Origin of the sequence: Actinomycetospora atypica (assembly GCF_042653685.1) — a bacterium.
In the GTDB taxonomy this organism is placed as follows: Bacteria; Actinomycetota; Actinomycetes; order Mycobacteriales; family Pseudonocardiaceae; genus Actinomycetospora; species Actinomycetospora atypica.
The window spans coordinates 25,000-45,850 of sequence record NZ_JBHSIV010000004.1 but is presented as its reverse complement, the minus strand read 5'-3'; the positions used below and the strand labels follow the sequence as shown (position 1 = coordinate 45,850).

Sequence of the window (20,851 nt, the reverse complement as noted above, 5' to 3'; positions counted from 1 at the left end):
CACCAAACGGGTGACACTCGTTAGAGCCACCATGTCGAACTCGTCGGTGTCCGGATGACGGCCAGGGTGCGCGTGCGCATCCTCGGTCTGAACTACGCCCCCGAGCCCACCGGCATCGCCCCGTACACCACCGGGATGGCCCGGTTCCTCGCCGACGCGGGCCACGAGGTCCAGGTCGTCACCGGGCTGCCGCACTACCCGCAGTGGCGCCTCCCCGAGGGCTACCGGAGCCGGCGCCTCACCGAGCGCGACGGCGACATCCGCATCACCCGGCTGCCCCACCCGATCCCGAGCCGCCCCACGGGGCGCAGCCGGATCGCCATGGAGGCCGCCTTCGCCGCCCGCGCCGCGATGCTCGGCGGCCCGGCCCCCGACGTCGTCGTCGCCGTCAGCCCCGCCCTGCTCACCGTCGGGGCCGCGCTGCGGCACAAGCGGGCCGGGCGGACGGCCGTGGGCGTCGTCGTGCAGGACCTCTACGGGCGCGCGGCCGTCGAGGCCGGCGTGCTCACCGGCCGCGAGGCCGCGGCCACCGACGCGCTGGAGCGCCGCCTGCTCGGCGCCGCCGACGGGGTCGTCGCGATCCACGACCGCTTCCGCACCTCGCTGCTCGGCCTGGGCGTCCGCGACTCGCGAATCACGACGATCCGCAACTGGTCGCACGTGCGGCCCGCCGAGGGCGACCCCCGGGCGATGCGGCGCGCGCTGGGCTGGCGCGACGACGAGGTCATCGCGCTGCACGCCGGGAACATGGGCGCCAAGCAGGGGCTCGAGACGGTGGTCGAGGCCGCCCGGCTCGCCGACTCGTCGCGGCGCCCCGTGCGCTTCGTCCTGCTCGGCGACGGCCACCAGCGCACCCACCTCGAGCGCGAGGGCCGCGGGATCGAGCGGCTGCAGTTCGTCGACCCGCTGCCCGCCGGCGAGTTCGAGACCGCGCTCGCCGCCGCCGATGTCCTGGTGCTCAACGAGCGGCCCGAGATCGCCGAGATGTGCGTGCCCTCGAAGCTGACGTCCTACTTCGCCTCGGGCCGCCCCGTGGTGGCCGCGACGAGCCTCCGCAGCGCCGCGACCGCGGAGATCGCGGCCTCGGGCGGCGGCCTCGCCGTCACCCCGGGCGACCCGGCGACGCTGCTCGGCGCCGTCCTCGGGGTGGTCGACGACGAGGAGGAGGCCCTCTCGATGGGCCTGCGCGGTGCCATGTTCGCCCGCGACCACCTCCACGAGAAGGCCGCCCGCGACGCCTACGTCGCCTGGGTCGAGGGCCTCGCCGGGGTCCGGCCGGCCGGCGCGATCCCGCTGCCCCGCCGTCGCAGCTGGGTCCCCGCCCGCCGGGCGGAGCCCGCGTGAGGGTCGCGCTGGTCCACAGCTACCACCACTCCGACGTCCCCAGCGGCGAGAACGTGGTGGTCGACGCGCAGGTGGAGGCGCTGGCCGCGGCCGGGCACGAGGCGGTCGTCGTCGCGCAGGACAACGACACGCGCAGCCGCCGCCGCACCTACCCGCTGGAGGCGGCCGCGACGGTCGTCACCGGGATCGGGCCCGACCCGTCGGAGATGCTGCGTCGCCTCGCCCCCGACGTGGTGCACGTGCACAACCTGTTCCCCAACTTCGGCACCCGCTGGCTCGCCCGCTGGCAGGGCCCGCTGGTCGCGACGCTGCACAACTTCCGCCCGATCTGCCCGGCCGGGACCCTGCTGCGCGACGGGCACCACTGCACCGACTGCGTCGTCGCCCCGATGTCCGCGGTGCGCCACCGCTGCTTCCAGCACTCACGGGTCGCGTCGCTGCCCCTGGCGCTCGCCACCCGCGGCGGGGCGACGAGGCACCCCGTGGTCGCCCGGGCCGACCGGCTGATCGCCATCTCCGACCGGGCCGCCGCGGAGTACCGCGCGGTGGGGGTGGAGCCGCGCCGCCTCGTCGTCGTGCCCAATGCGGTTCCCGACGAGGGCCTGGGTGAGGTCCGCAGCGCCGTCGAGCACGAGGTGGCGCCCCGCTGGCTGTTCGTGGGCCGGCTGTCGGCGGAGAAGGGTGCGCGGGAGCTGCTCGAGCGCTGGCCCGCCGGCCTGCCCATCGATCTCGTCGGCGCGGGCGAGATCGGTGACGAGCTGGCGGCGGCGTTCGCGCACCGCCCCGAGGTCCGGTTCCTCGGGGCGATGCCGAACACGCAGGTCCGGGCCCTCGTGGGGCGCTACACCGGCCTCGTCGTGCCGAGCCTGTGGGCCGAGGCGGGCCCGCCGCTGACCTACGTCGAGGCGTTGGCCTCGGGGGTGCCGGTGGTCGCGGTGGCCGGCAACGGGGCCGCGGACGACGTGGCCGCGCGCGGGACCGGCGTCGTCGTCGGGAAGGGAACGGATTCTTCCGAGCTGGCCGTCGCCCTCAAGGACGTGCAGCGCGACCGGGCGCGCCTGTCCCCGCACTGCCGCGCCGTGTACGAGGCGCACTACTCGACCGGGGCCTGGGTGCAGGCCCTCCTCGACGTCTACCGGGAGGCCACCCATGGCTGAGGCGGGCAGCGGCACGTACGCCGCGATCCTCACCGACCTGCTCGACCGCGGGGTGATCACGCCGACCGACGCGGTCCTCGTGCAGTTCGCGGGGGAGTTCGACGAGAAGGTGTGTGCGGAGCTGGGGCTGGTGAACTGCACGTTTTCCAACCTCGCGCCCGACTCGCCCTCCTCGCGCCTGCGTGACGGGCAGGCCGGTGACGCCCACCGCATGCCCTACGCCGACGGCAGCTTCGACCACGTCCTCGGCCACGCCGGGCTGCACCACTGCTCGCGGCCCCACCAGGCGCTGCACGAGATGTACCGGATCGCGCGCCGCACGGTGGTCGCGGTGGAGAACCAGGACTCGCCGCTGATGCGGGTCGCGTGCTCGCTCGGGCTCGCAGGGGTCTACGAGCACGCCGCGGTGGCCGACGGCGGCGGCACCACCGGGGGAGTGGACGGCAGCGGGGTCCCGAACTTCGTCTACCGCTGGACCCGCCACGAGGTGCGCAAGACGATCGCGACCTTCGACCCGGGCGCCGCGGTGCCGATCGAGTTCCACGCCCGCTGGCTCATCGGGTCCGACCGGGCGCTGACCGACTCGGTGCGCGCCGCGATCGGCGGCCGCGAGCGGGTGATCGGCGCGCTCAACCGCGGGCTCAACACCGTCGCCCGCCGCCAGGGGAACATCTTCGGCTTCACGATCCGCAAGGACCTGGCCGAGCCCCACCCGTGGATCGCCCGACTGGAGACCGCCTCATGATCCGCTCCCGCCGCTCCCGCTCGCTGGTGGCCGCCGTCGCGACGTTCCTGCCGCGCCCGCTGCGCCGGTTCGCGCACACGAGGCTGCTGGGCTACCGCCTGCACCCCACCGCGACGATCGGTCACGCCTTCATCGACATCGACTCGCTCGAGATGGGCGAGGGCGCCCGGATCGGGCACCTCGTGATGATCCGCGGCTGCGAGGAGGTGCGGCTCGGGGCGTGGGCGATCGTCCAGATGCTCGTGTGGATCAACTCGGTCCGGGCCGAGAAGGGCTTCTTCCGCGACGTCGAGCGGCGCCCGGCCCTGATCATGGGGCACAAGTCGCTGATCACGATGCTGCACTTCATCGACGCCTGCGACCTCGTCGAGCTGGAGGACTTCGCCTCCCTCGCGGGCTTCGGGTCCCTCGTGCAGACCCACGCCGTCGACCTGCAGACCCTCCGGCAGAACTGCGCGCCGGTGCGGATCAGCGAGTCCTCGCTGGTGGCGAGCCGCTCCACCCTGCTGCCCGGAGCGATCGTGCCCAGCTGCTCGATCGTCGCCGCCGGCTCCGTGGTCAACGGCAAGCTCGTCGGCCACCAGCTCTTCGGCGGCGTCCCGGCCAGGGCGCTGCGCGAGACCGACCTGTCCTGGGGCTACTTCAACCGGCCCCGCGACGGCGCGCCCGGCGCCTGGTGATGCGCCGGTCCGTGCTCGGCGTCGCCGACCAGGTCGTCAGCTCCGGCTCGAACTACCTCACCGCGTTCCTCGCCTCGCTCGTGCTCGCCCCCGTCGACTTCGGGGCGTTCGTGCTCGCCTACGCGGTGGTCACGGTGCTGCTCGCGGGGACCCGGGCGCTGGTGGGGGAGCCGCTGCTGGCGCACCTGCCGTCCACGGACCCTTCCCGACGAGGCGCGCTGGGCGCGTCGGCGCTGTCGACCTCGCTGGTGCTCGGGCTCGTCGGGGCCCTGATCTGCCTCGTCGGCGGGCTCTCCGGGTGGTCGCTGCTCGCGGCGCTGCTGGTGTTCGCGCCCTGGATGCCGCTCGCGCTCGCCGCCGACGCCGCCCGCTACGTCCTGCTGGCCCGCCGCGACACCGCGCGGGCCCTGGTGGTCGACACGGTGTGGGTCGTCGTGCAGCTCGCGGTGCTGGCCGGGGTGCTCGGGTGGGGCACCTGGTCGGTCGGCGCGCTCGCCGCGGCGTGGGGGATCGGGGCGGTGGCCGCGGTCGCGGTGTTCGTCGGGATCGCCCCCGAGCGGCTCGCGGACCCGCGGGTGTGGTGGGCCGAGAGCCGCTACCTCTCCGGGTGGTTCACCGCGACCTCCGTGCTCGGCCAGGTGCAGATCTACCTCGTGCTGCTGCTCGCGGGCGCGGTCCTCGCCGCCGTCGACACCGCCGGGCTGCGCGCGGTGCAGCTCCTGGTCTTCCAGCCCGCGATCACGCTGATGGCCGCGCTGCTCGTGCTGGTGGTCCCGCCGATGGCGTCCTGCGCGGCCACCGGGGACCTGGCGGGTCTGCGCCGGGCGCGGGGGACGGCCCTGAAGGCGATGGCGGTGATCGGGGTGCTGGCGCTGCTCGCGATCCCGCTGCGCGACGTCCTGCTCTCGACGTTCTTCCCGCGCTACACCGCCTACGCCGTGCTGGTCGCCCCGATCGCGATCCAGACCGCCATCGGCGCACTGACCGTCCCGTTCCAGGCCCAGATCCGGGGCTTCCGCCAGGGTCGGGCCCTCTTCGGTCAGCAGCTCCTGCAGGCCGGGGCGCTGCTCCTCTGTGCCGGGGTGGGGCTCGCGGTCGGCGGGGTCGTCGGGCTGGCGTGGGGCCTCACGGTCGCGACCGCGGTGGCGCTCGCGGCCATCGTCGCGCGGGCCGCCCGGCTGCAGCCCGCCGTCCGGCCCGTGGTCGCGACGTGACGGCGGCTCCCGTGTCAGCGATGGCACATCGCTCGCACCTGACGTCAGGACGGCGCCACTCGCACATCGACAGCGCCGTGATCGCCGGCGTGGTGGTCCTCGCCGCGGCCCTCGTCGTCGGGGTGCTCCTCGCCGACGCGAGCGGGGTGCTGCCCGTGACGCGGTCGGTCCCGGCGGTGGTGGGGCTCGCGGTGGTGGTCGGGGTCGTCGCGCTGCGCGGGGTCGAGGACCTCGGGGTCGGCCTGCTGCTGCTCGCGGCGCTCACCGCGACCTGGAACGGCCTCTCCGGCGCCGGCCTGTCGATCGCCCAGCCCGCGCTCGCGGCGGCCCTCGTCGTGCTCGCCGTGGTGACGGTGGTCGGGCGGCGCCGCATCGTCGTGCCGGTCTGGGTGTGGGTGCTGCCCGCGACGATCGTGCTGGTCGCCGTCGCGGCCTGGTTCTTCCCGCCGGCCCCGGGCTACCTCGCGGTGCGCACGACCGTCCCGATCCCCGACTCGGTCGCCGCCGCCGTCCCGCCCTACGCGCTGGCCAACGTGGTGAACATGGTCCGCTGGCTCGTCTCGGCCCTCGCGCTGCCGGTCGCCGCGTGCCTCGCGATCGCGGCCCGCCCGCGGCTCGCCCCGCTGCTCGCGGTCACCGCCGCGCTCGGCGCCGCGGTCAACGCCGCCGTCGCGCTCTCCGACGCGCTCGGCGTCACCGCGATCAGCGCCCGCCTGGTCCCGATCGTCGACATCGGCGGGCGGCAGGCCGGCCTCGGCGCCCAGCCGAACCACCTCGCGCTCGCCGCCGCCCTCGCGGTGCCGGTGGTGACCTGGCGGGTGCTCGTGGCCGCCACCCCGCTGCGGCGGGCCGCGTGGCTCGTCGTCGGGATCGTCCTGGTCGCCGGGCTCGCCACCGCGGCGTCGCGGGCCGGGCTCGGCGCCGCCGTGGTGGGGGCCGGTCTCACCGTGCTCGCGCTGAGGGCCGGGCGGCGGCTCGTGCTCCCGCTGGTGGGGGGCGTCGTGGCGGCGGCCGTCGTCGCGGTCGCGGCGGCCCCGGCGCTGCTCGACCGGGTCGCCGAGCAGCTGCGCCTCTCCGGCGCCGAGTCGGCCGCCGAGAGCAACGCCGTTCGCGGCGGCATCGCCGAGCAGGCCGTCGCCGACTTCCGGCACTCGCCGCTGCACGGGCTCGGCCTGCCCGTGGTCACCGACGCGCACGACATCTTCCTGCAGCTCCTCGCCGCGGGCGGAGTGCTGCTCCTGCTCGGGTTCGCGCTCTTCGTGCTGGGCTTCGTCGGGGAGGTCCGCCGCCTCGGCGACCTCGCCGACGGCCTCCCGCGGGTGCTGCTGGTGTCGTTCGTGTCCTGGCTGCTCGTCGGGGCCGTGGTCAACCAGCTCACCGACGCCTTCCTCTACCTGCCCGTCGCGATCGTCGCCGGCCTCGCGTCCCACTCCGTCCTCGCCCGGGGAGCCCCTGCATGACCCTCACGACCCTCTGGCGCGCGCTGACCCGCCGCTGGCTCTTCGTCGTCGCCGGGCTCGTCGTCGGCCTGCTCGCCGCTGGGGCGGTGATCCTCTTCAGCCCCAAGGTCTACGCCTCCACCGCGAGCGTCTACGTCTCGGCGACCGACTCCGCGGCCAACGCCTCGAACGCCTACCAGGGCACGCTGTTCTCGCAGCAGAAGGTGAAGTCCTACACCGAGATCCTGGTGTCCGACCGGGTGCTCGCGCCGGTCGTCGCACAGTTCGGGCTCGACGGGTCCGCGGCCGACTTCGCCTCCGACGTCGCCGTCGCCTCCGACGCCGAGTCGACCCTGCTGCGGATCACCGTCCGCGACGGCTCGCCCCAGCGCGCGGCCGACCTCGCGAACGCCGTCACCACGCGCTTCATCCAGGTGGTCGGCCAGCTCGAACGGCCCCGCGTGCCCGGGGCGCCCGCGGCGGTGAGCGTCGACGTGGTCGACCAGGCGCAGCCCGACCCCGAGGCGGTCAGCCCGAAGACGACCCTCGACCTCGTCGTCGGGGGTGTGCTCGGCCTGCTCGTCGGGGCGGCCGCCGCCCTGGTGCGCAGCGCCGCCGACACCACGGTGCGCACCTCCGCCGAGCTCGGCGCCGCCGCCTCCGGCGGGGTGCTCGGCGTGGTCCCCGTCGACAAGGCCCTGCGCGACGGCGCGGCCCCCGCCACCGTCCCGGCCGGCCCGTTCGGCGAGGCCGTCCGCCGCATCCGCACCAACCTGCTCTTCGCCGACGTCGACCGGCCCCCGGCCATGCTCACCGTGACGAGCAGTGACTCCGGCGAGGGCAAGACGACGCTCGTCATCGCGCTCGCCGCCGCGTTCGCGCCGACCTCCCGGGTGGTGATCGTCGAGGGCGACCTGCGCCGTCCGACGATCGGCGACCGCCTCGGGCTCGTCTCGGGCACGGGGCTCACCGACGTCCTCGGTCGGCGCCTCGACCTCGGCGCGGCCATCCAGACCTGGGGCGGCGGCGTCGACGTCCTCACCAGCGGCACGCTGCCCCACAACCCGAGTGAGCTCCTGTCCTCGGCCGCGATGGCCGACCTGCTCACGACCCTGCGCAACCGCTACGACGTCGTCCTCGTCGACGCCCCGCCGCTCGGCCCGGTCGCCGACGCCGCGATCCTCGCCTCGGGCTGCGACGGCGCGCTGCTGCTCTGCCGCGCCGGCGCCACACCGCGGGACCGGGTCGCGGACGCCGCCGGGGCCCTCGCGGCGGTGGGCGCGCGGCTCTTCGGGACGATCCTGACGATGGCCGAGGCCCCGCGCGGCGGGTACGACACCTACGGCCCGCGCGTCCCCGCCGAGGCCCCGCGGCCCCAGCCGCCCGCGCCCCACTCGCCGCCGCTGGGCACGCCGCGTCCCACCGACGAGCCGCAGACCGCCCGGAACCCCCTGCCCGACGCCGCCCTCACGCGGGGGCACGTCCCCGGACGTCAGCCGGTGCAGGTGGTCACCGGCCGCCGACGGGCGAACGGCGGATGAGCCTCTCGCGCCGGACCGCGTTGGGGTTGGGTGTCGCGACCGGCGCGGGCCTGCTCGTCGGGTGCTCCGGCCCGACGATCGTCGACACCGGTATCGCGCCCGACGTCCCGACCCGCGTCTCCACCCTCTGGAGCAACCGCGCCGACGGGCCCATGCCGGCCGCCGGCGACGACGGGACCCCGTTCTCGGTCGTGCTCTCCGGACCGACGGAGCGTCCCGCGATCCGGGGCGGGGCCCTCGTCGGGAACCTCCCGGCCGCGCCCGGTGCGACCTACGTGGGCCAGCGCCTGCCCGTACCCATCACGCGGCTCGGGGCGCGGTTCGGGTTCGGGCCGGGCGACGTCGGGGGAGCGATCGCCCTCGTCGCCTTCACCGGGGAGAACCCGCCGCGGGGCAACCTGCACGTGGCGTTCACCCCCGACCGCTGGATCGTCGGCGTGGTCGCCGACGGGGGCGTGCAGGAGATCGCGCGGGAGTCCTACACCGACCCGCCGCCGCAGGACGGCACGCTCGCCCAGGCCGACGTGCGCCGCCGCGGGGCGACCATCTGGGTCAACGCCCCCGACGGCACCGTCCACCGGTTCGACGACCCGCGCTTCGAGGCGCCGGGCGGGGTGGTCGCCACGTGGGAGTTCTTCAAGCTCACGCCCGACTCGGCCGACGTGCGGATGGCGGCGACGTGGGCGGGGTGATCGCCCCGGCGCGGATGCGGTCCTGGACTCCCGGCGCGCTGTTCGGGCTGGTCGGCGGCGGTCTCGGGCTCGTGCAGCTGCTCGTCGTCACCCTCACGCCCGGGGTGTGGCGCCCGCTCGCGTTCAGCTCCGACGACCTGCACTACTACGTGCTGCCCGCGCTGAACCTCGCCCAGGGCGCCGGGTCGACGTTCGACGGCCTGCAGCCCACCAACGGCTACCAGCCGCTGTGGTTCCTCCTGCTGGCCGCGGCGTTCCGGGTGGTCGGGGTCGACCGCGCGGGGGCGTTCGTCGTGGTCATGGCCCTGCTCGCGCTCCTGTGGGGCCTCGCGGTTTGGCTCCTGTGGCGCCTTCGGGCCTTCCTGACGACGACCGGTGCGGCCGCCGGGCTCGCGGTGCTGCTGCTGCACGGGCGGTGGTGGAGCGGGTGCGAGAACGCGCTCGTCGGGGTCCTGCTGCTGGTGCTCGTCGACCAGGTGCTGCGCCGCGGCGTGCTCGCGCGCGTGCCGACGGTGCGGGACGCCGGGCTGGTCGGGGCCCTGCTCGCACTCCTCGTGCTGGGGCGGCTGGACACGGCGGTGCTCGTCGGGCTCCTCGGCGCCTGGGGGCTCTGGCGCTGGCGCTCCGTGCCGCTCGTGGCGGCCGTCGTCGGGCCGGCCGTGGCGACCCTCGGGGTGTACGCCGCGGTGAACCAGCTGCTGTTCGGGACGGCGCTGCCGGTCAGCGGGCTGGCCAAGCAGCTGGGGCCCTTCGGGGACAACCTCCCGGCGCTCGGGCAGTTCCTGCTCTACGGCACGCTCGGTCCGCTGCCGCTGTTCTTCGGGGCGACGGTGCTGGTGGTCGGGGCCTGGGCCCTCGTGCTGCTCGATCGGTCGCCACTGCGACTGGTCATCGCCGGGCTACTGGTCGCCCAGGTGGTCCAGGTGAGCTGGTACGCGGTGACCACGTCGGGCTGGGAGCTGCAGAGCTGGTACTTCTCGTGCGGCGTGATGGCGCTGGTGCTGTCGGTGGGGGTGGTCGTCGCCCGGTGGTCGGCGGCGTGGGTGGCGCCGGCGGTCGGGGTGGTGGTGGTCGGGCTGCTGCTGGTGTCGGGCGCGCACGCGGTGGGCGACGTCCTGGTCCGCGACCCCTCGGCCTCACCGGTCACCCGCGACATCGACGCCGGTCTCTGGGCCGACCGCACTCTGCCGCCGGGCTCGGTGCTCGCAATGGGGGACTGGGCGGGGACCCTCGGGGTCACGAGCCGGGTGCCGGTGGTGCAGCTCGAGGGCCTCATGGGGTCCCCGGCCTACCTGGCGGCGCTACGCGACGGGACCGTCCCGGCCTACCTCTCGGGCCTCGGCGTCACCCACTACGCCCGGCTCTTCCACCCCGGGGAGCCCTTCTCCTGCCGGGTGAGCGAGCCGTGGTTCGGGGTGTCGCCGAAGGTGCCGCTGGACCTGTGCGGGCGGCCGGTCGTGTACCGGGGCGACGTCCAGGGCGTCGTCGAGCTCGTCATCTGGGACGTGCGCGGGGCGCTCTGATACGCGTGCCGGACCGGTGGACGGCGGCGGTGTGCGTGACGCACACGGTCGGCGGCGATCCGGTGTCGCGTGGCCCGCGGGTTGTGGGACGCAACGCGGGGTTGCCGCTGGGGCGGTAGTCGGCTGGCCGTGTGCGAAACGCAACGCTGCCCGCAGGCGGCGGGAGGCCGTGTGACCGTGTGCGTGACGCACACGGCCGGCCGCGGTCCGGTGTGGCGTGGTCCGCACGTTGCGGGACGCAACGCGGGGTTGCCGCTGGGCGGCGGCCGACTGGCCGTGTGCGGGACGCAACGCGGGGTTGCCGCTGGGCGGTGGCCGACTGGCCGTGTGCGGAACGCAACGCGGGGTTGCCGCTGGGGCAGTGGTCGGCTGGCCGTGTGCGGGACGCAACGCTGCCCGCGGGCACCGATGGTCGGGTGGCCGTGTGCGTGACGCGCACGGCCGGCGGCGGTCCGGTGTGGCGTGGTCCGCACGTTGCGGGACGCAACGCGGGGTTGCCGCTGGGGCAGTGCTCGGCTGGCCGTGTGCGGGACGCAACGCGCGGTCCGGGTCAGCCGAGCCCGTGGCGGCGGCCGGCGAGGACCCGCTCGCACTGCGCCGCCTCGCTGCGCGCGGTGAAGGCTTCGGGCACGGGCGCGATCGCGCCCCGGGCGAGCGCCAGTGCGGCGTCGGTGTCGGCGACGGCGAGGTCGGCGTTCATGTGCGCGCCGGCCAGCGCGCCGGCTGCGGCGGAGGCCCCGACCTGCGCGGACAGCTCGGTCGCGTTGCCGGCCACCCACACGCCGGGCACCTCGGTGGTGCCGTCCATCCCGGTCGCGACGTTCCGGCCCAGGCCAAGGGGGTGCTCGAGCATCGGCAGCTCCAGCCCCTCGAGACCGTCGATGCGGGCGATCATCGTGGTGGCGACGGCGAGCACGCGGCGGGGGACGACCTCCCCGTCGGCGAGCCGCACGCCCGTGATGCCGTCGCCGTCCGACTCGACCCCGACGACCTCGGTGTCGACGACCCGGACGTCCCGGGCGGCGAGGCGGTCGCGGGTGTCGTCGTCGAGGGCGGTGCCGCGGGTGAAGTAGACGAGGTCGTCGGTCAGTTGCCGGAACAGGAGGACCTGGTGGACCGACACCGGACCCACCCCGAGCACGCCGATCGGCTCGTCGCGCACCTCCCACCCGTGGCAGTACGGGCAGTGCACCACCCCGCGGCCCCAGTGCTCCGCGAGCCCGGGGACGTCGGGGAGCTCGTCGCGCAGCCCGGTGGCCACGAGCAGGCGGCGGGCGAGCATCGTCGTGCCGTCGGCGAGCGTGACACTGAACCGCAGGTCGCCGCAGGGGTCGGGCGTGGCCGGCGCCGCGGCGACGACCTCGCCGATGACGATCCGCCCGCCGTAACCCACCACCTCCTCCCGCCCGCGGCGCAGCAGCTCGGCCGGCGGGATGCCGTCGAGGCCGAGCAGCGCGTGCACCCCCTCGGCCGGGGCGTTACGGGGCGTCCCGTTGTCGATCACGACGACCGAGCGGCGCGAGCGGGCCAGCATCAGGGCTCCGCTCAGGCCGGCGGCGCCGCCCCCGATGACGACGGCGTCGACGGTGTTCTCCGGCATCTCGTGTCCTCCTCGTGCGTGGCCCTCCGTCGGGGCCGATGACCACACGCTAGGAACGCCGTGCACCAGAGGCATAGAGTTATGCCCATGACGCAAGAAGACGACGACTTGGACACCCTCGTGCGCAACCGCATCCGGGCGCTGCGGGTCGCCCAGGGCTGGTCGCTCGACGAGCTGGCGTCGCGCGCGAACATCAGCCAGTCCTCGTTGAGCCGGATCGAGAACGGGCAGCGGCGCCTGGCCCTCGACCAGCTCGTCACCCTCGCCCGCGCGCTCGACACCTCGCTCGACCAGCTCGTCGAGGTCGCCACCGACGAGGTCATCTCGAACCCGATGATCGACGGCGTGCACGGCCTCCGGCGCTGGTCGATCCGCGCCGAGCCCGGCATGAGCATCATGCGCCTGCGGCTGACCGAGCCGCCCCCGGAGAACCCCGCGCGCCTGCGCGCCCACACGGGTCGCGAATGGCTCGTCGTCCTGTCCGGCACCGCCGTCCTGATGCTCGGGACGAAGCGCTACCGCATCGAGACCAACCAGTCCGCGGAGTTCCCGACGATGCTCCCGCACGCCATCGGGAGCGCCGGCGGCCCGGCCGACGTGCTCGGCATCTTCGACCGCGAGGCCCGCCGCGGGCATCGTCAGGACGGGCAGGACGAGCGCCAGGGCTGATCGGCGCGTGGAGCAGCAGGATCGGTCGATCTCTTGCCGTCTGCGCAAACGCTCATGCTCGCGGGGCATCGCGGCGCTAGCGTCGGCGGCATGGAGCACAGCACCCACGACCACGCGCAGCACGGCCACGGGCACGGTCACGCCGACGACGGGCAGGCCGACGTCCTCGACCTGGACGCCGAGGTGCTCGCCGACCACCTCGCGTCGGTCGTCGCCCGGCTGCCGCTGCGCCCGGGCCCCGCGGAGATCGTCGACCTCGGCGCCGGGACCGGGACGGGAACCCTCGCGCTGCTCGACCACTTCCCCGACGCGCACGTCACCGCCGTCGACGCCTCGGCCGCCCACCTGCAGCGGCTCGTCGGGAAGGCCGACCGGGCCGGGGTGGGCGACCGGGTGCGGACCGTCGAGGCCGACCTCGACGCCGCGTGGCCCGACCTCGGCCCGGCCGACCTGGTGTGGGCGTCCGCCTCGCTGCACCACGTGGCCGACCCCGATCTCGTCCTGCGCCGCCTCCGGGGCGTCCTGGCGCCCGGCGGGCTCCTGGCCGTCGTCGAGCTCGCCGGCATGCCCCGCTTCCTGCCCGACGACGCCCCGGCGGGCCGGCTCGAGGCCCGCCTCCACGCCGCCGTCGACCGCCGGATGGCCGAGCACATGCCGCACCGCGGCGCCGACTGGGGCGTGAAGCTCGCCGACGCCGGCTACACGCTCGAGGACCGGCACACGCTCGCGATCGACGAGCAGCGCCCGGGCGACGACGCGGTCCGCCGCTACGCCACGCTCGTCGTGCGCGGTATGCGCGACGCGTTCGCCGACGACCTGCCCGCCGAGGACCTCGCCGCGCTCGACGAGCTGCTCGACGACCCCGGGCCCGAGGGCCTCGCCCGGCGCGACGACCTCGTCGTCCGGACCGAGCGGACGCTCTGGGCCGCCCGCCCCTGACCTCAGGACTGGCGATCTACGGCTCCTCGCGGTAGGTCATGCGAGGACGTGGTGCGTCGGGGAGGTCCGGGTGTCGGTGGTGTCGGTCCTGGCGCTGGTCGTCGGGGTCGGGCTGCTCGGGGCCGGTGCCCTCGCGTGGAGCGGGACGTGGCGGACGTGGGCGTCGCCGCAGGTCACGCGCTCGGTCCCGATCACGGTGGTCCCCGGTGTGGGCCTGTTCCTCGTGACCCTCGGGGTGCTGCCGCTGCTCGTCCGGCCGGTCGGCGACGTGCTCGTGCTCGGCGGGTTCCTCGCGGCGGTCGGCTCGTGGCTGGTGCTGCTCTCGGAACCGCCGTGGTGGGGGCCGCGCTGGTGGCGGCAGCGAGGCTCGACCGCCGGGGTGTCCGACGTCGAGGAGGTCCTCTGGGCGGGTCGGGTGCCGCCGGAGCGCGACAGCGAGTACCTGGTGCTGAGCGAGCGGGCGCCCGAGACGCCGCGGCTCCGTCGCCCGGTGGTGCTGCTCGACCCCGAGCTGGGGTGCCCGACCCTGCACCACGCCGACGGCGCCGCCCCCGGCTCGCTGCTGCTCTTCGACGACGAGGTGGTCTTCGCCGCCGACCGGCGCGACGACGCGACGCGCCCCGGCCCGACGATCCGGGTGCTGCCGGCGGCCGGGGGGATCGGGGTGCGGCGGGGGTCGAGCCCGCGGGACGCCCGGGTGCCGACCGTGGTGATCACCGCGCTCGACGCGACGACGCCGCTGCGCTGGCAGTTCGAGGTGCCGCGGGCCGGGTCGCTCATCACGGTCCTGCGCCGCACCTACCCCCGCTGACGCCGGCGCGGGTGCTCAGCGCACCAGCATGCCGAGGGCGAGGATGAGGCGGTCCCGGGGCTCCGAGGTCGAGCGGCCGGTCAGGGTGCGGATCTTCGCGAGGCGGTACATCACCGTGTTGCGGTGGCAGTAGAGGGCCTGCGCCGCGTGGGAGGGCGACCCGCCGACGGCGAGCACCGCCTCCAGCGTGGCGAGCAGGACCTGCCGTTCGGCGGTGGGGAGGTCGAGCAGGCCACCGAGCGCGGCCTGCCGCAGCCGCGCGGCCACCTCGGGCGACTCGGCCAGCAGCGCCTCGGGGAGCCGGTCGTCGAGCGAGGCCACCGCGGCCCGGCCCTCCGGCAGGGTGCGGGCGGCGAGACGGGCCCCGCGCAGGGCGCGGTGCGCGGCGCCCAACCCGTCCACCGGCGGGGACACCCCGACGGGCCCCCGCGCCTCCCGGTCGAGCGCCGCGACCGTGGTCGCGACCGTGTCGGGGCGGGTCACCGCGACGAGGCCGACGAGCTCGCTGCGGCGGCGGTGCCACACCGAGACCACCCCGGCGGCGTCCAGCGTCTCGCGGGGCGTGTCCAGGGGATCGGCCTCGGGGTCGGGGGCGGCGGCCCGGACGCAGACGAAGCGACCGTGCTCGGCGAGCCCGAGGATCCGCGCGGCGTCGGCCGCGAACACCGGGTCACTCCCGCGTCCCCCGAGCAGCCCCTCCATGACGGCGTACCGACGGCCGACGTCGCGGCCGTGCACGAGGGCCTCCTCCGCGCGGTACGCGGTCACGAGTCGCACCGAGCTCTGGTCGATGACACGCCAAAGCTCGTTGGCGATCTCCAGCAGGTCCTGGTCGTACTCGCCGCCGAACCGGTCGCGGGACGCGGCCCGCATCCGGTCCCAGAGCAGCCGTCCGCACAACCGGTACGCCCGCAGCATGGCCTCCAGCGGCACGCCCTGGCGCGCGCGGCGCCGGCCGGTGCGGATGGTCAGCGACGCCGGGCGTGCGTCGGGGGGCAGGTCCCCGCTGAGCACGTGCAGCACCCGCTCGAGGTTCGCCCGGCAGGTCGGCTGCAGGTCCTCCCGGATCGTGACGTCCCGCTCGGCGTAGGCGTCCTCGCCGTCGATGATGCGCAGGGTCAGGACGTCGGCGAGGCCGTCGAGGTCCTCGAGCAGCACGCGGCACAGCACCGTGAGTGCTTCCCGCACCCGCACGTCCAGGACGGGCGACTCCACGCCGCCGAGCATGCCGCCGCGACCCCGGCTCCGACAGCACGCTGGTGCTTCGGGCCACATGACCGGGGTCACATTTCGTGCTGAGCGCCCATAGGTCCCCCCGGGCGCAGCGCCCAAGGTGGTGCCGTGAGCAGAGCGTCGGGGGAGAGCGCCGGGACGGTCGTCGACGACGCCGTGGACCGCTCGACCGGGGTCTTCGCCGTCGGGGCCGTCACGGTCCGGTTCGGTGGGCTGACCGCCCTCGACGACGTCTCCCTCACGGTCGCGGCGCGCGAGGTGCACGGGATCATCGGGCCGAACGGGGCCGGCAAGACGACCCTGCTCAACGTCTGCTGCGGCTTCCAGCAGCCGGACGCGGGCACGATCCACCGCCACGGCCGTGCCCTCACCGCGCTGGCCCCGCACCGCCTCCCCGGGCTCGGGATGGCCCGGACGCTCCAGGGCGTGGGCCTGTTCCGTGGCCTCACGGTGCTCGAGAACGTCATGGTGGGCGCCGACCGGCACCGGAGCACCGGGTTCCTGGCCGCCCTGCTCGCCCTGCCGGGCGCCCGCCGCGACGACGCGGCCCTGGCGGACCGGGCCCGCGCGGCCCTCGAGGAGGTCGGGGTCGCCGACCACGCCGGACGGCTCCCGGGCTCCCTGCCCTACGCGCTGCAGAAGCGGGTGGCCCTCGCCCGCGCGCTGGCCGGCGACCCCGAGCTGCTGCTGCTCGACGAGCCGGCGGGCGGCCTGGGGGCGGACGAGATCACCGAGCTGCGGGAGCTGATCCACCGCCTGGCCGACCGTATGGCCGTGGTCCTCGTCGAGCACCACATGGACCTCGTCATGGCGGTCTGCGACCGCATCACCGTGCTCGACTTCGGCCGGGTGATCGCGAGCGGGGACCCCGCGGCGATCCAGGCCGACCCGGCCGTCGCCGCCGCCTACCTGGGCGAGGAGCGCCGGGGCGGGGCCGACCCGGCCGCCGGCGCCGGGCCCTCGGACGGGGCGGGGTCGTGAGCGCCCCCGACGGCGTAGGGACCCCGCTCGGCACGGAGCTCGAGATCGAGCACCTGAGTGCGGCCTACGGCCCGATCACCGCCCTCGACGACGTCTCCCTGCCCTCCCGGCCGGGCCGCATCACCGCCGTGCTCGGCGCCAACGGGGCCGGGAAGACGACCCTGCTCCGGACGATCTCGGGACTGGTGCGGCCCCGGACCGGTCACGTCCGTCTCGGGGGCCGCGCCCTCACCGGCGCCGCCCCCGAGGCCATCGCCGCCGCCGGGATCGCCCACGTCCCGGAGGGCCGGGGCGTGATCACGCAGCTGACCGTCGAGGAGAACCTGCGCCTCGGGGCGCTGCTGGGGCGCCGCCGGGCGAAGGCGACGGGGCAGCGGGGGCACTGGGACCTCGGCGCGGTGCTCGAGCTCTTCCCCGCGCTGGCGGGGCGGCGCCGCAGCCCGGGGGACACGCTCTCCGGCGGGGAGCGCCAGATGCTCGTCATCGGCCGCGCCCTGCTCACCGAGCCGGAGGTCCTGCTGCTCGACGAGCCGTCCCTGGGCCTCGCCCCCCGCGTCGTGTCCCAGATCTTCGACGTGCTCCGCGAGCTGGTCGACCGTCGCGCGCTCACGGTCGTCCTCGTCGAGCAGAACGCCCGCATCGCCCTCGAGGTCGCCGACCTCGGTGTGGTGCTCGCGCTCGGCCGGGTCGTCGCCGTGGACGACGCGTCGTCGCTCGCCGCCGACCAGGCCCTGCGCCACGCCTACCTCGGCTTCTGACCCCGCCCTGCGATCCGCGATCCCGGAGGCCCCGTGCAACGCTTTCTCGACCTGACGCTCAGCGGCGTGTCCCAGGGCGCGATCTACGCCGCGTTCGCCCTCGCCCTCGTCCTGATCTGGCGGTCCACCCGGGTGGTGAACTTCGCCCAGGGCTCGATGGCCATGTTCACCACCTACCTCGCCCTGCTCGCGGTCGACGCCGGCTGGCCGTACGCCGCGGCGCTCGTCCTGGCGCTGGGCACGGGCCTGGTCCTCGGCGCGGTCATCGAGCGGGTCGTGATGCGACCGGTGGAGAACGGCCCGGAGATCAACCCCGTGATCGTCACCCTCGGGATCTTCATCGCGCTGCAGGCGCTCGCGTCGCTGCTGTTCAGCGCCCAGTACCGCTCGTTCCCGGCCCCCTTCGGGCTGTCCGGTCTGCAGGTGGGCGGGGTGAACGTCGCCGTGACCCCCTACGGCCTGTTCGTCATCGGCGCCGTCGCGGTCACCCTGCTCGCGCTCGTCGCGCTGTTCCGCTTCACCGACCTCGGCCTGCGCCTGCGCGCGTCGGCGTTCGACGGGGAGGTGGCCCGCCTGCTCGGGGTGCCCGTCGGGCGGATGCTCACCCTCGGCTGGGCCCTCGCCGCCGTCGTCGGGTCACTGTCGGGACTCCTCATCGCGGGCGGCAGCCTGGTCTGGCCGGCCTACATGGACGGGTTGATCGTCTTCGGCTTCGTCGCCGCCGTGCTCGGCGGGCTCGAGAGCCCCGGCGGCGCGGTGGTCGGCGGGCTCGTCCTCGGGATCGCCCTGTCCTACGTGAGCGGCTACCTGGGCTCCGAGCTGGCCGGTATGGCGGCCCTCGTCGTGCTCGTGGCCGTGCTCCTGGTCCGCCCGGCCGGCCTGTTCGGCCGCACCACGGTCCGGAGGGTCTGAGGTGACCGACACCGCCGCGCGGGCGACCTCCGACCCCGCCCCCACCACCCGAGAGGGCCGGCCGCGGCCCGGTCGGCGGTGGCTGCCCACGACGCCGCTGGGCCGCCACCTGCTCGTCCTGCTCGTCGGGGCCCTGGTGGTCGTGGCGGCGGTCGAGCTGCTCAGCGCGTTCCGGGTGTCCCAGCTCGCCACCCTCGCCTACTACGTCGCCGCGGTCGCCGGCCTGTCCCTGCTCACCGGCACCAATGGGCAGATCTCGCTGGGGCACGGGGCGTTCATGGCGGTCGGCGCGTACACCGCGGCCCTCCTGCTGCCGGCCGGGGTCCCGTTCCCGGTGGCGATGCTCGCCGGGGCCGCGGTGGCCGGGCTGGTCGGGGCCGTCGTCGGGGCGGCGGCCGCGCAGCTGCACGGGCCGTACCTCGCGGGCGCCACCCTGGCCCTCGCCGTCGGCCTCCCCGGGCTCGCGGTGGCCTTCGACGGCCTACTCGGCGGCGACCAGGGGCTCACCGTCGACTCGCCGCGCACGCCGTCGTGGTTCGCCGACGCCCACTTCTTCGTGTTCGCCGCCGACCCGACGACGACGCAGTGGCTCGCCTACGTGGGCGCGGTCGTCGCCGGCCTGGTGCTGTTCGCCCTGGCCAACCTGAGCGCCTCGCGCTACGGCCGGGTCTGGCGGGCGGTGCGCGACGACGAGGTCGCCGCCGAGCTCAGCGGGCTGCGACTCGGCCGGCTGCGGGTGCTCGCCTTCGTCGTCAGCGCGGTCTGCGCCGGCCTGGGGGGCACGCTCCTGGCCCTGGTCACGCGGTTGGCCGCGCCGAGCGGGTTCGGCATCGTCCTGTCGCTCTCGCTGCTGGCGGCGGCGGTGATCGGGGGCCTGGGCAGCCTCGTCGGCGCCGTCCTCGGCAGCATCGTCATCGTCTTCCTGCCGCCCCTGGTCACCTCGGTGGGCGGCAGCGCGGGCCTGTCCGACGTGCAGGCCGCCGAGCTCGCGCCCCTGACCTACGGCGTCGTCCTCGTGCTGGTGATGATCCTCGCCCCCGGGGGCGCCGCGGGCCTGCTGCGCCGCCTCGTTCCCCGGCGCGGCGGGACCTCGGGCGGCGACACCACGAGCGCGCCGCGCCCCGCGGACCGGGACGAGGACACGCGGGAGCGCGCGGGCGACCGCGCCGCGGAGCGGGACGACGCCACACCGGCCGACGGGCCGGACCGGGAGCGAGGAGGGTCCTGATGGGATCGATGAGACGGGCGATCCGGGCGATCGCCGTCGCGGCGGTGGCCGCGACGGTGCTCGCCGGGTGCGGAGCGGGTGGGCGGGAGGAGCAGGGAGCGGGTGGCGCCTCCGACGTCGGGGTCACCCCGACCTCCGTCCGCGTCGGCGCGCACTTCCCGCTGACCGGGGTCGCGGCGCCCGGGTACAGCGAGATCCCCACGGGCACACGGGCCTACTTCGACTGGGTCAACGCCCGCGGCGGGGTGAACGGACGCAAGATCGAGTACGTCTTCCGCGACGACGCCTACACCCCCACCCAGACCACCCAGGTCGTCAACGAGCTCGTCCTGCGCGACCAGGTGTTCGCGGTCCTCGGCGGCCTCGGCACGGCGCCCCACGGCGCGGTGCTCGACTTCCTCAACAGCGAGGGCGTGCCCGACCTGTTCGCCTCGTCCGGCTCGCTGCTGTGGAACCAGCCCGCGAAGAACCCGATGACCTTCGGGTGGCAGCCCGACTACGAGGTCGAGGGCAAGATCCTGGGCCAGTACATCGCGCAGACCGCTCCCGGCGCCCGGGTCGGGCTGCTGCTGCAGGACGACGACTTCGGCCGCGACGGCGAGGTCGGGGTGCGGCAGTTCCTGTCGAACCAGATCGTCTCGGTGGCCCGGTACACCTCCGGGGCCCCCGACATCGCGCCCCAGGTGTCGCAGCTGCAGGCGGCCGGCGCCGACACCGTCATCGGCTTCACCGTGCCCTCGTACACCGCGCGCAGCCAGCTCGCGGCCCAGCGGCTCAACTACCGGCCGCAGTGGGCCTACAGCAACGTCGGCTCGGACCCGACCCTCGTCGGGGGCCTGCTCTCCCGGCTCAGCCAGGGCCAGGCGGGAGCCGCCCCGCTCGACGGGGTGCTCACGACGAAGTACCTCGCCGGTCCGGAGGAGACCGCCGACCCCTGGGTGCAGGGCTTCTCCCGCGTCTGGGCGGCCCACGGGAACGGCGAGCCGCTGACCAGCTTCCGCATCTACGGGATGTCCCAGGCCTACACGTTCGTCCAGGCCCTGCAGGCCGCCGGGCCGCAGCTGACCCGCAAGGGGCTGGTCGACGCCGTGGCTCGCCAGGGCGGCGGGGTCGACGGGTTCCGCGGACCGGCCTTCCCGCTCTACCGCTACGCGCCCGACTCCCACGCCGGCCTCGGCGGGGTCGCGGTCGCGCGGCTGCAGGGCGGCGCCACGGTGCCGCTGACCCCGGTGCGGCTGACCTCCAACGGCGCGGCGCCCATCACGGACGCCTCCCCGCAGGAGCAGCGGCCCGCCCCGCCGCCCGACCTGGTGCCGACGGTGACCCCGCGCGGCTGAGCAGTCCCCGGCGCCGCTCCGGCGGCGCCGGGGCTGTCACCCGTACCC

19 protein-coding genes are annotated in these 20,851 nt (G+C 75.7%); 17 read left to right on the top strand and 2 right to left on the bottom strand.

The annotated features are described in order from the left end of the window. The first annotated feature begins 54 nt into the window (after nt 1-54). Genes ACFPBZ_RS04890 through ACFPBZ_RS04850 form a run of 9 tightly spaced genes read left to right on the top strand, consistent with a single transcriptional unit; the run spans nt 55 to nt 10,335 of the window. On the top strand, nt 55-1,344 hold the full coding sequence (locus ACFPBZ_RS04890) for a glycosyltransferase (protein ID WP_378034886.1): 1,290 nt from the start codon (nt 55-57) through the stop codon (nt 1,342-1,344). After that, nucleotides 1,341-2,501 (top strand): glycosyltransferase family 4 protein, encoded by a 1,161-nt coding sequence (locus tag ACFPBZ_RS04885; protein WP_378034885.1) that lies wholly within the window; start codon nt 1,341-1,343, stop codon nt 2,499-2,501. Before ACFPBZ_RS04890 ends, ACFPBZ_RS04885 begins: the two co-directional genes overlap by 4 nt. After that, a complete protein-coding gene (locus tag ACFPBZ_RS04880) occupies nt 2,494-3,246 on the top strand; it encodes a methyltransferase domain-containing protein (RefSeq protein ID WP_378034884.1) in 753 nt (250 codons plus the stop codon). Before ACFPBZ_RS04885 ends, ACFPBZ_RS04880 begins: the two co-directional genes overlap by 8 nt. Continuing rightward, nucleotides 3,243-3,926, top strand: a complete 684-nt coding sequence (locus tag ACFPBZ_RS04875; RefSeq protein WP_378034883.1) for a hypothetical protein — start codon at nt 3,243-3,245, stop codon at nt 3,924-3,926. Before ACFPBZ_RS04880 ends, ACFPBZ_RS04875 begins: the two co-directional genes overlap by 4 nt. Next, nucleotides 3,926-5,140 (top strand): MATE family efflux transporter, encoded by a 1,215-nt coding sequence (locus ACFPBZ_RS04870; protein WP_378035079.1) that lies wholly within the window; start codon nt 3,926-3,928, stop codon nt 5,138-5,140. Before ACFPBZ_RS04875 ends, ACFPBZ_RS04870 begins: the two co-directional genes overlap by 1 nt. A 20-nt stretch (nt 5,141-5,160) precedes the next feature. Next, nucleotides 5,161-6,600 carry a hypothetical protein gene (locus ACFPBZ_RS04865; protein ID WP_378034882.1) on the top strand — a complete coding sequence of 480 codons (1,440 nt, stop codon included), beginning with the start codon at nt 5,161-5,163 and terminating at the stop codon, nt 6,598-6,600. Further along, the gene (locus ACFPBZ_RS04860) at nt 6,597-8,120 is read left to right on the top strand and encodes a tyrosine-protein kinase domain-containing protein (protein WP_378034881.1); all 1,524 of its coding nucleotides are present in this window, start codon (nt 6,597-6,599) and stop codon (nt 8,118-8,120) included. The genes ACFPBZ_RS04865 and ACFPBZ_RS04860 overlap by 4 nt, the downstream gene beginning before the upstream one ends. Further along, nucleotides 8,117-8,812, top strand: a complete 696-nt coding sequence (locus tag ACFPBZ_RS04855) for a hypothetical protein (RefSeq protein ID WP_378034880.1) — start codon at nt 8,117-8,119, stop codon at nt 8,810-8,812. The genes ACFPBZ_RS04860 and ACFPBZ_RS04855 overlap by 4 nt, the downstream gene beginning before the upstream one ends. Next, nucleotides 8,800-10,335 carry a hypothetical protein gene (locus tag ACFPBZ_RS04850; RefSeq protein ID WP_378034879.1) on the top strand — a complete coding sequence of 512 codons (1,536 nt, stop codon included), beginning with the start codon at nt 8,800-8,802 and terminating at the stop codon, nt 10,333-10,335. The genes ACFPBZ_RS04855 and ACFPBZ_RS04850 overlap by 13 nt, the downstream gene beginning before the upstream one ends. Before the next feature lie 550 nt (nt 10,336-10,885). On the opposite strand, the gene ACFPBZ_RS04845 is transcribed toward ACFPBZ_RS04850, so the two are convergent. Beyond that, the gene (locus ACFPBZ_RS04845) at nt 10,886-11,935 is read right to left on the bottom strand and encodes an NAD(P)/FAD-dependent oxidoreductase (RefSeq protein WP_378034878.1); all 1,050 of its coding nucleotides are present in this window, start codon (nt 11,933-11,935) and stop codon (nt 10,886-10,888) included. 87 nt (nt 11,936-12,022) lie between these two features. Here ACFPBZ_RS04845 and ACFPBZ_RS04840 point away from each other — a divergent pair, with 87 nt between their 5' ends. The 3 genes from ACFPBZ_RS04840 to ACFPBZ_RS04830 all read left to right on the top strand — a co-directional run bounded on the left by ACFPBZ_RS04840 (nt 12,023) and on the right by ACFPBZ_RS04830 (nt 14,354). Then, the gene (locus ACFPBZ_RS04840; protein ID WP_378034877.1) at nt 12,023-12,604 is read left to right on the top strand and encodes a helix-turn-helix domain-containing protein; all 582 of its coding nucleotides are present in this window, start codon (nt 12,023-12,025) and stop codon (nt 12,602-12,604) included. Between the two features lie 90 nt (nt 12,605-12,694). Beyond that, entirely contained in the window at nt 12,695-13,543 is an 849-nt protein-coding gene (locus ACFPBZ_RS04835) for a class I SAM-dependent methyltransferase (protein WP_378034876.1), read from the top strand. 70 nt (nt 13,544-13,613) lie between these two features. Beyond that, nucleotides 13,614-14,354 (top strand): hypothetical protein, encoded by a 741-nt coding sequence (locus ACFPBZ_RS04830; RefSeq protein ID WP_378034875.1) that lies wholly within the window; start codon nt 13,614-13,616, stop codon nt 14,352-14,354. Between the two features lie 15 nt (nt 14,355-14,369). Here ACFPBZ_RS04830 and ACFPBZ_RS04825 read toward each other — a convergent pair whose 3' ends face one another. Next, entirely contained in the window at nt 14,370-15,569 is a 1,200-nt protein-coding gene (locus ACFPBZ_RS04825; RefSeq protein ID WP_378034874.1) for a PucR family transcriptional regulator, read from the bottom strand. Nucleotides 15,570-15,743: 174 nt separating this feature from the next. Between ACFPBZ_RS04825 and ACFPBZ_RS04820 the strand changes: the two genes are divergently transcribed. Genes ACFPBZ_RS04820 through ACFPBZ_RS04800 form a run of 5 tightly spaced genes read left to right on the top strand, consistent with a single transcriptional unit; the run spans nt 15,744 to nt 20,803 of the window. Next, on the top strand, nt 15,744-16,568 hold the full coding sequence (locus ACFPBZ_RS04820; RefSeq protein WP_378035078.1) for an ABC transporter ATP-binding protein: 825 nt from the start codon (nt 15,744-15,746) through the stop codon (nt 16,566-16,568). Further along, complete coding sequence (locus ACFPBZ_RS04815; protein WP_378034873.1) at nt 16,565-17,326, top strand: ABC transporter ATP-binding protein; 762 nt, start codon at nt 16,565-16,567, stop codon at nt 17,324-17,326. The genes ACFPBZ_RS04820 and ACFPBZ_RS04815 overlap by 4 nt, the downstream gene beginning before the upstream one ends. Before the next feature lie 33 nt (nt 17,327-17,359). Next, on the top strand, nt 17,360-18,238 hold the full coding sequence (locus ACFPBZ_RS04810) for a branched-chain amino acid ABC transporter permease (protein ID WP_378034872.1): 879 nt from the start codon (nt 17,360-17,362) through the stop codon (nt 18,236-18,238). A gap of 1 nt (nt 18,239) precedes the next feature. Further along, nucleotides 18,240-19,466, top strand: a complete 1,227-nt coding sequence (locus ACFPBZ_RS04805) for a branched-chain amino acid ABC transporter permease (protein WP_378034871.1) — start codon at nt 18,240-18,242, stop codon at nt 19,464-19,466. Continuing rightward, nucleotides 19,466-20,803, top strand: a complete 1,338-nt coding sequence (locus ACFPBZ_RS04800; RefSeq protein ID WP_378034870.1) for an ABC transporter substrate-binding protein — start codon at nt 19,466-19,468, stop codon at nt 20,801-20,803. Before ACFPBZ_RS04805 ends, ACFPBZ_RS04800 begins: the two co-directional genes overlap by 1 nt. The last annotated feature ends 48 nt before the right edge of the window (nt 20,804-20,851 follow it).

Coding starts and splice junctions, on each gene's coding strand:
- ACFPBZ_RS04890 (WP_378034886.1), top strand. CDS start 55: ATGACGGCCAGGGTGCGCGTGCGCATCCTCGGTCTGAACTACGCCCCC.
- ACFPBZ_RS04880 (WP_378034884.1), top strand. CDS start 2,494: ATGGCTGAGGCGGGCAGCGGCACGTACGCCGCGATCCTCACCGACCTG.
- ACFPBZ_RS04875 (WP_378034883.1), top strand. CDS start 3,243: ATGATCCGCTCCCGCCGCTCCCGCTCGCTGGTGGCCGCCGTCGCGACG.
- ACFPBZ_RS04870 (WP_378035079.1), top strand. CDS start 3,926: ATGCGCCGGTCCGTGCTCGGCGTCGCCGACCAGGTCGTCAGCTCCGGC.
- ACFPBZ_RS04865 (WP_378034882.1), top strand. CDS start 5,161: ATGGCACATCGCTCGCACCTGACGTCAGGACGGCGCCACTCGCACATC.
- ACFPBZ_RS04860 (WP_378034881.1), top strand. CDS start 6,597: ATGACCCTCACGACCCTCTGGCGCGCGCTGACCCGCCGCTGGCTCTTC.
- ACFPBZ_RS04855 (WP_378034880.1), top strand. CDS start 8,117: ATGAGCCTCTCGCGCCGGACCGCGTTGGGGTTGGGTGTCGCGACCGGC.
- ACFPBZ_RS04845 (WP_378034878.1), bottom strand. CDS start 11,935: ATGCCGGAGAACACCGTCGACGCCGTCGTCATCGGGGGCGGCGCCGCC.
- ACFPBZ_RS04840 (WP_378034877.1), top strand. CDS start 12,023: ATGACGCAAGAAGACGACGACTTGGACACCCTCGTGCGCAACCGCATC.
- ACFPBZ_RS04835 (WP_378034876.1), top strand. CDS start 12,695: ATGGAGCACAGCACCCACGACCACGCGCAGCACGGCCACGGGCACGGT.
- ACFPBZ_RS04800 (WP_378034870.1), top strand. CDS start 19,466: ATGGGATCGATGAGACGGGCGATCCGGGCGATCGCCGTCGCGGCGGTG.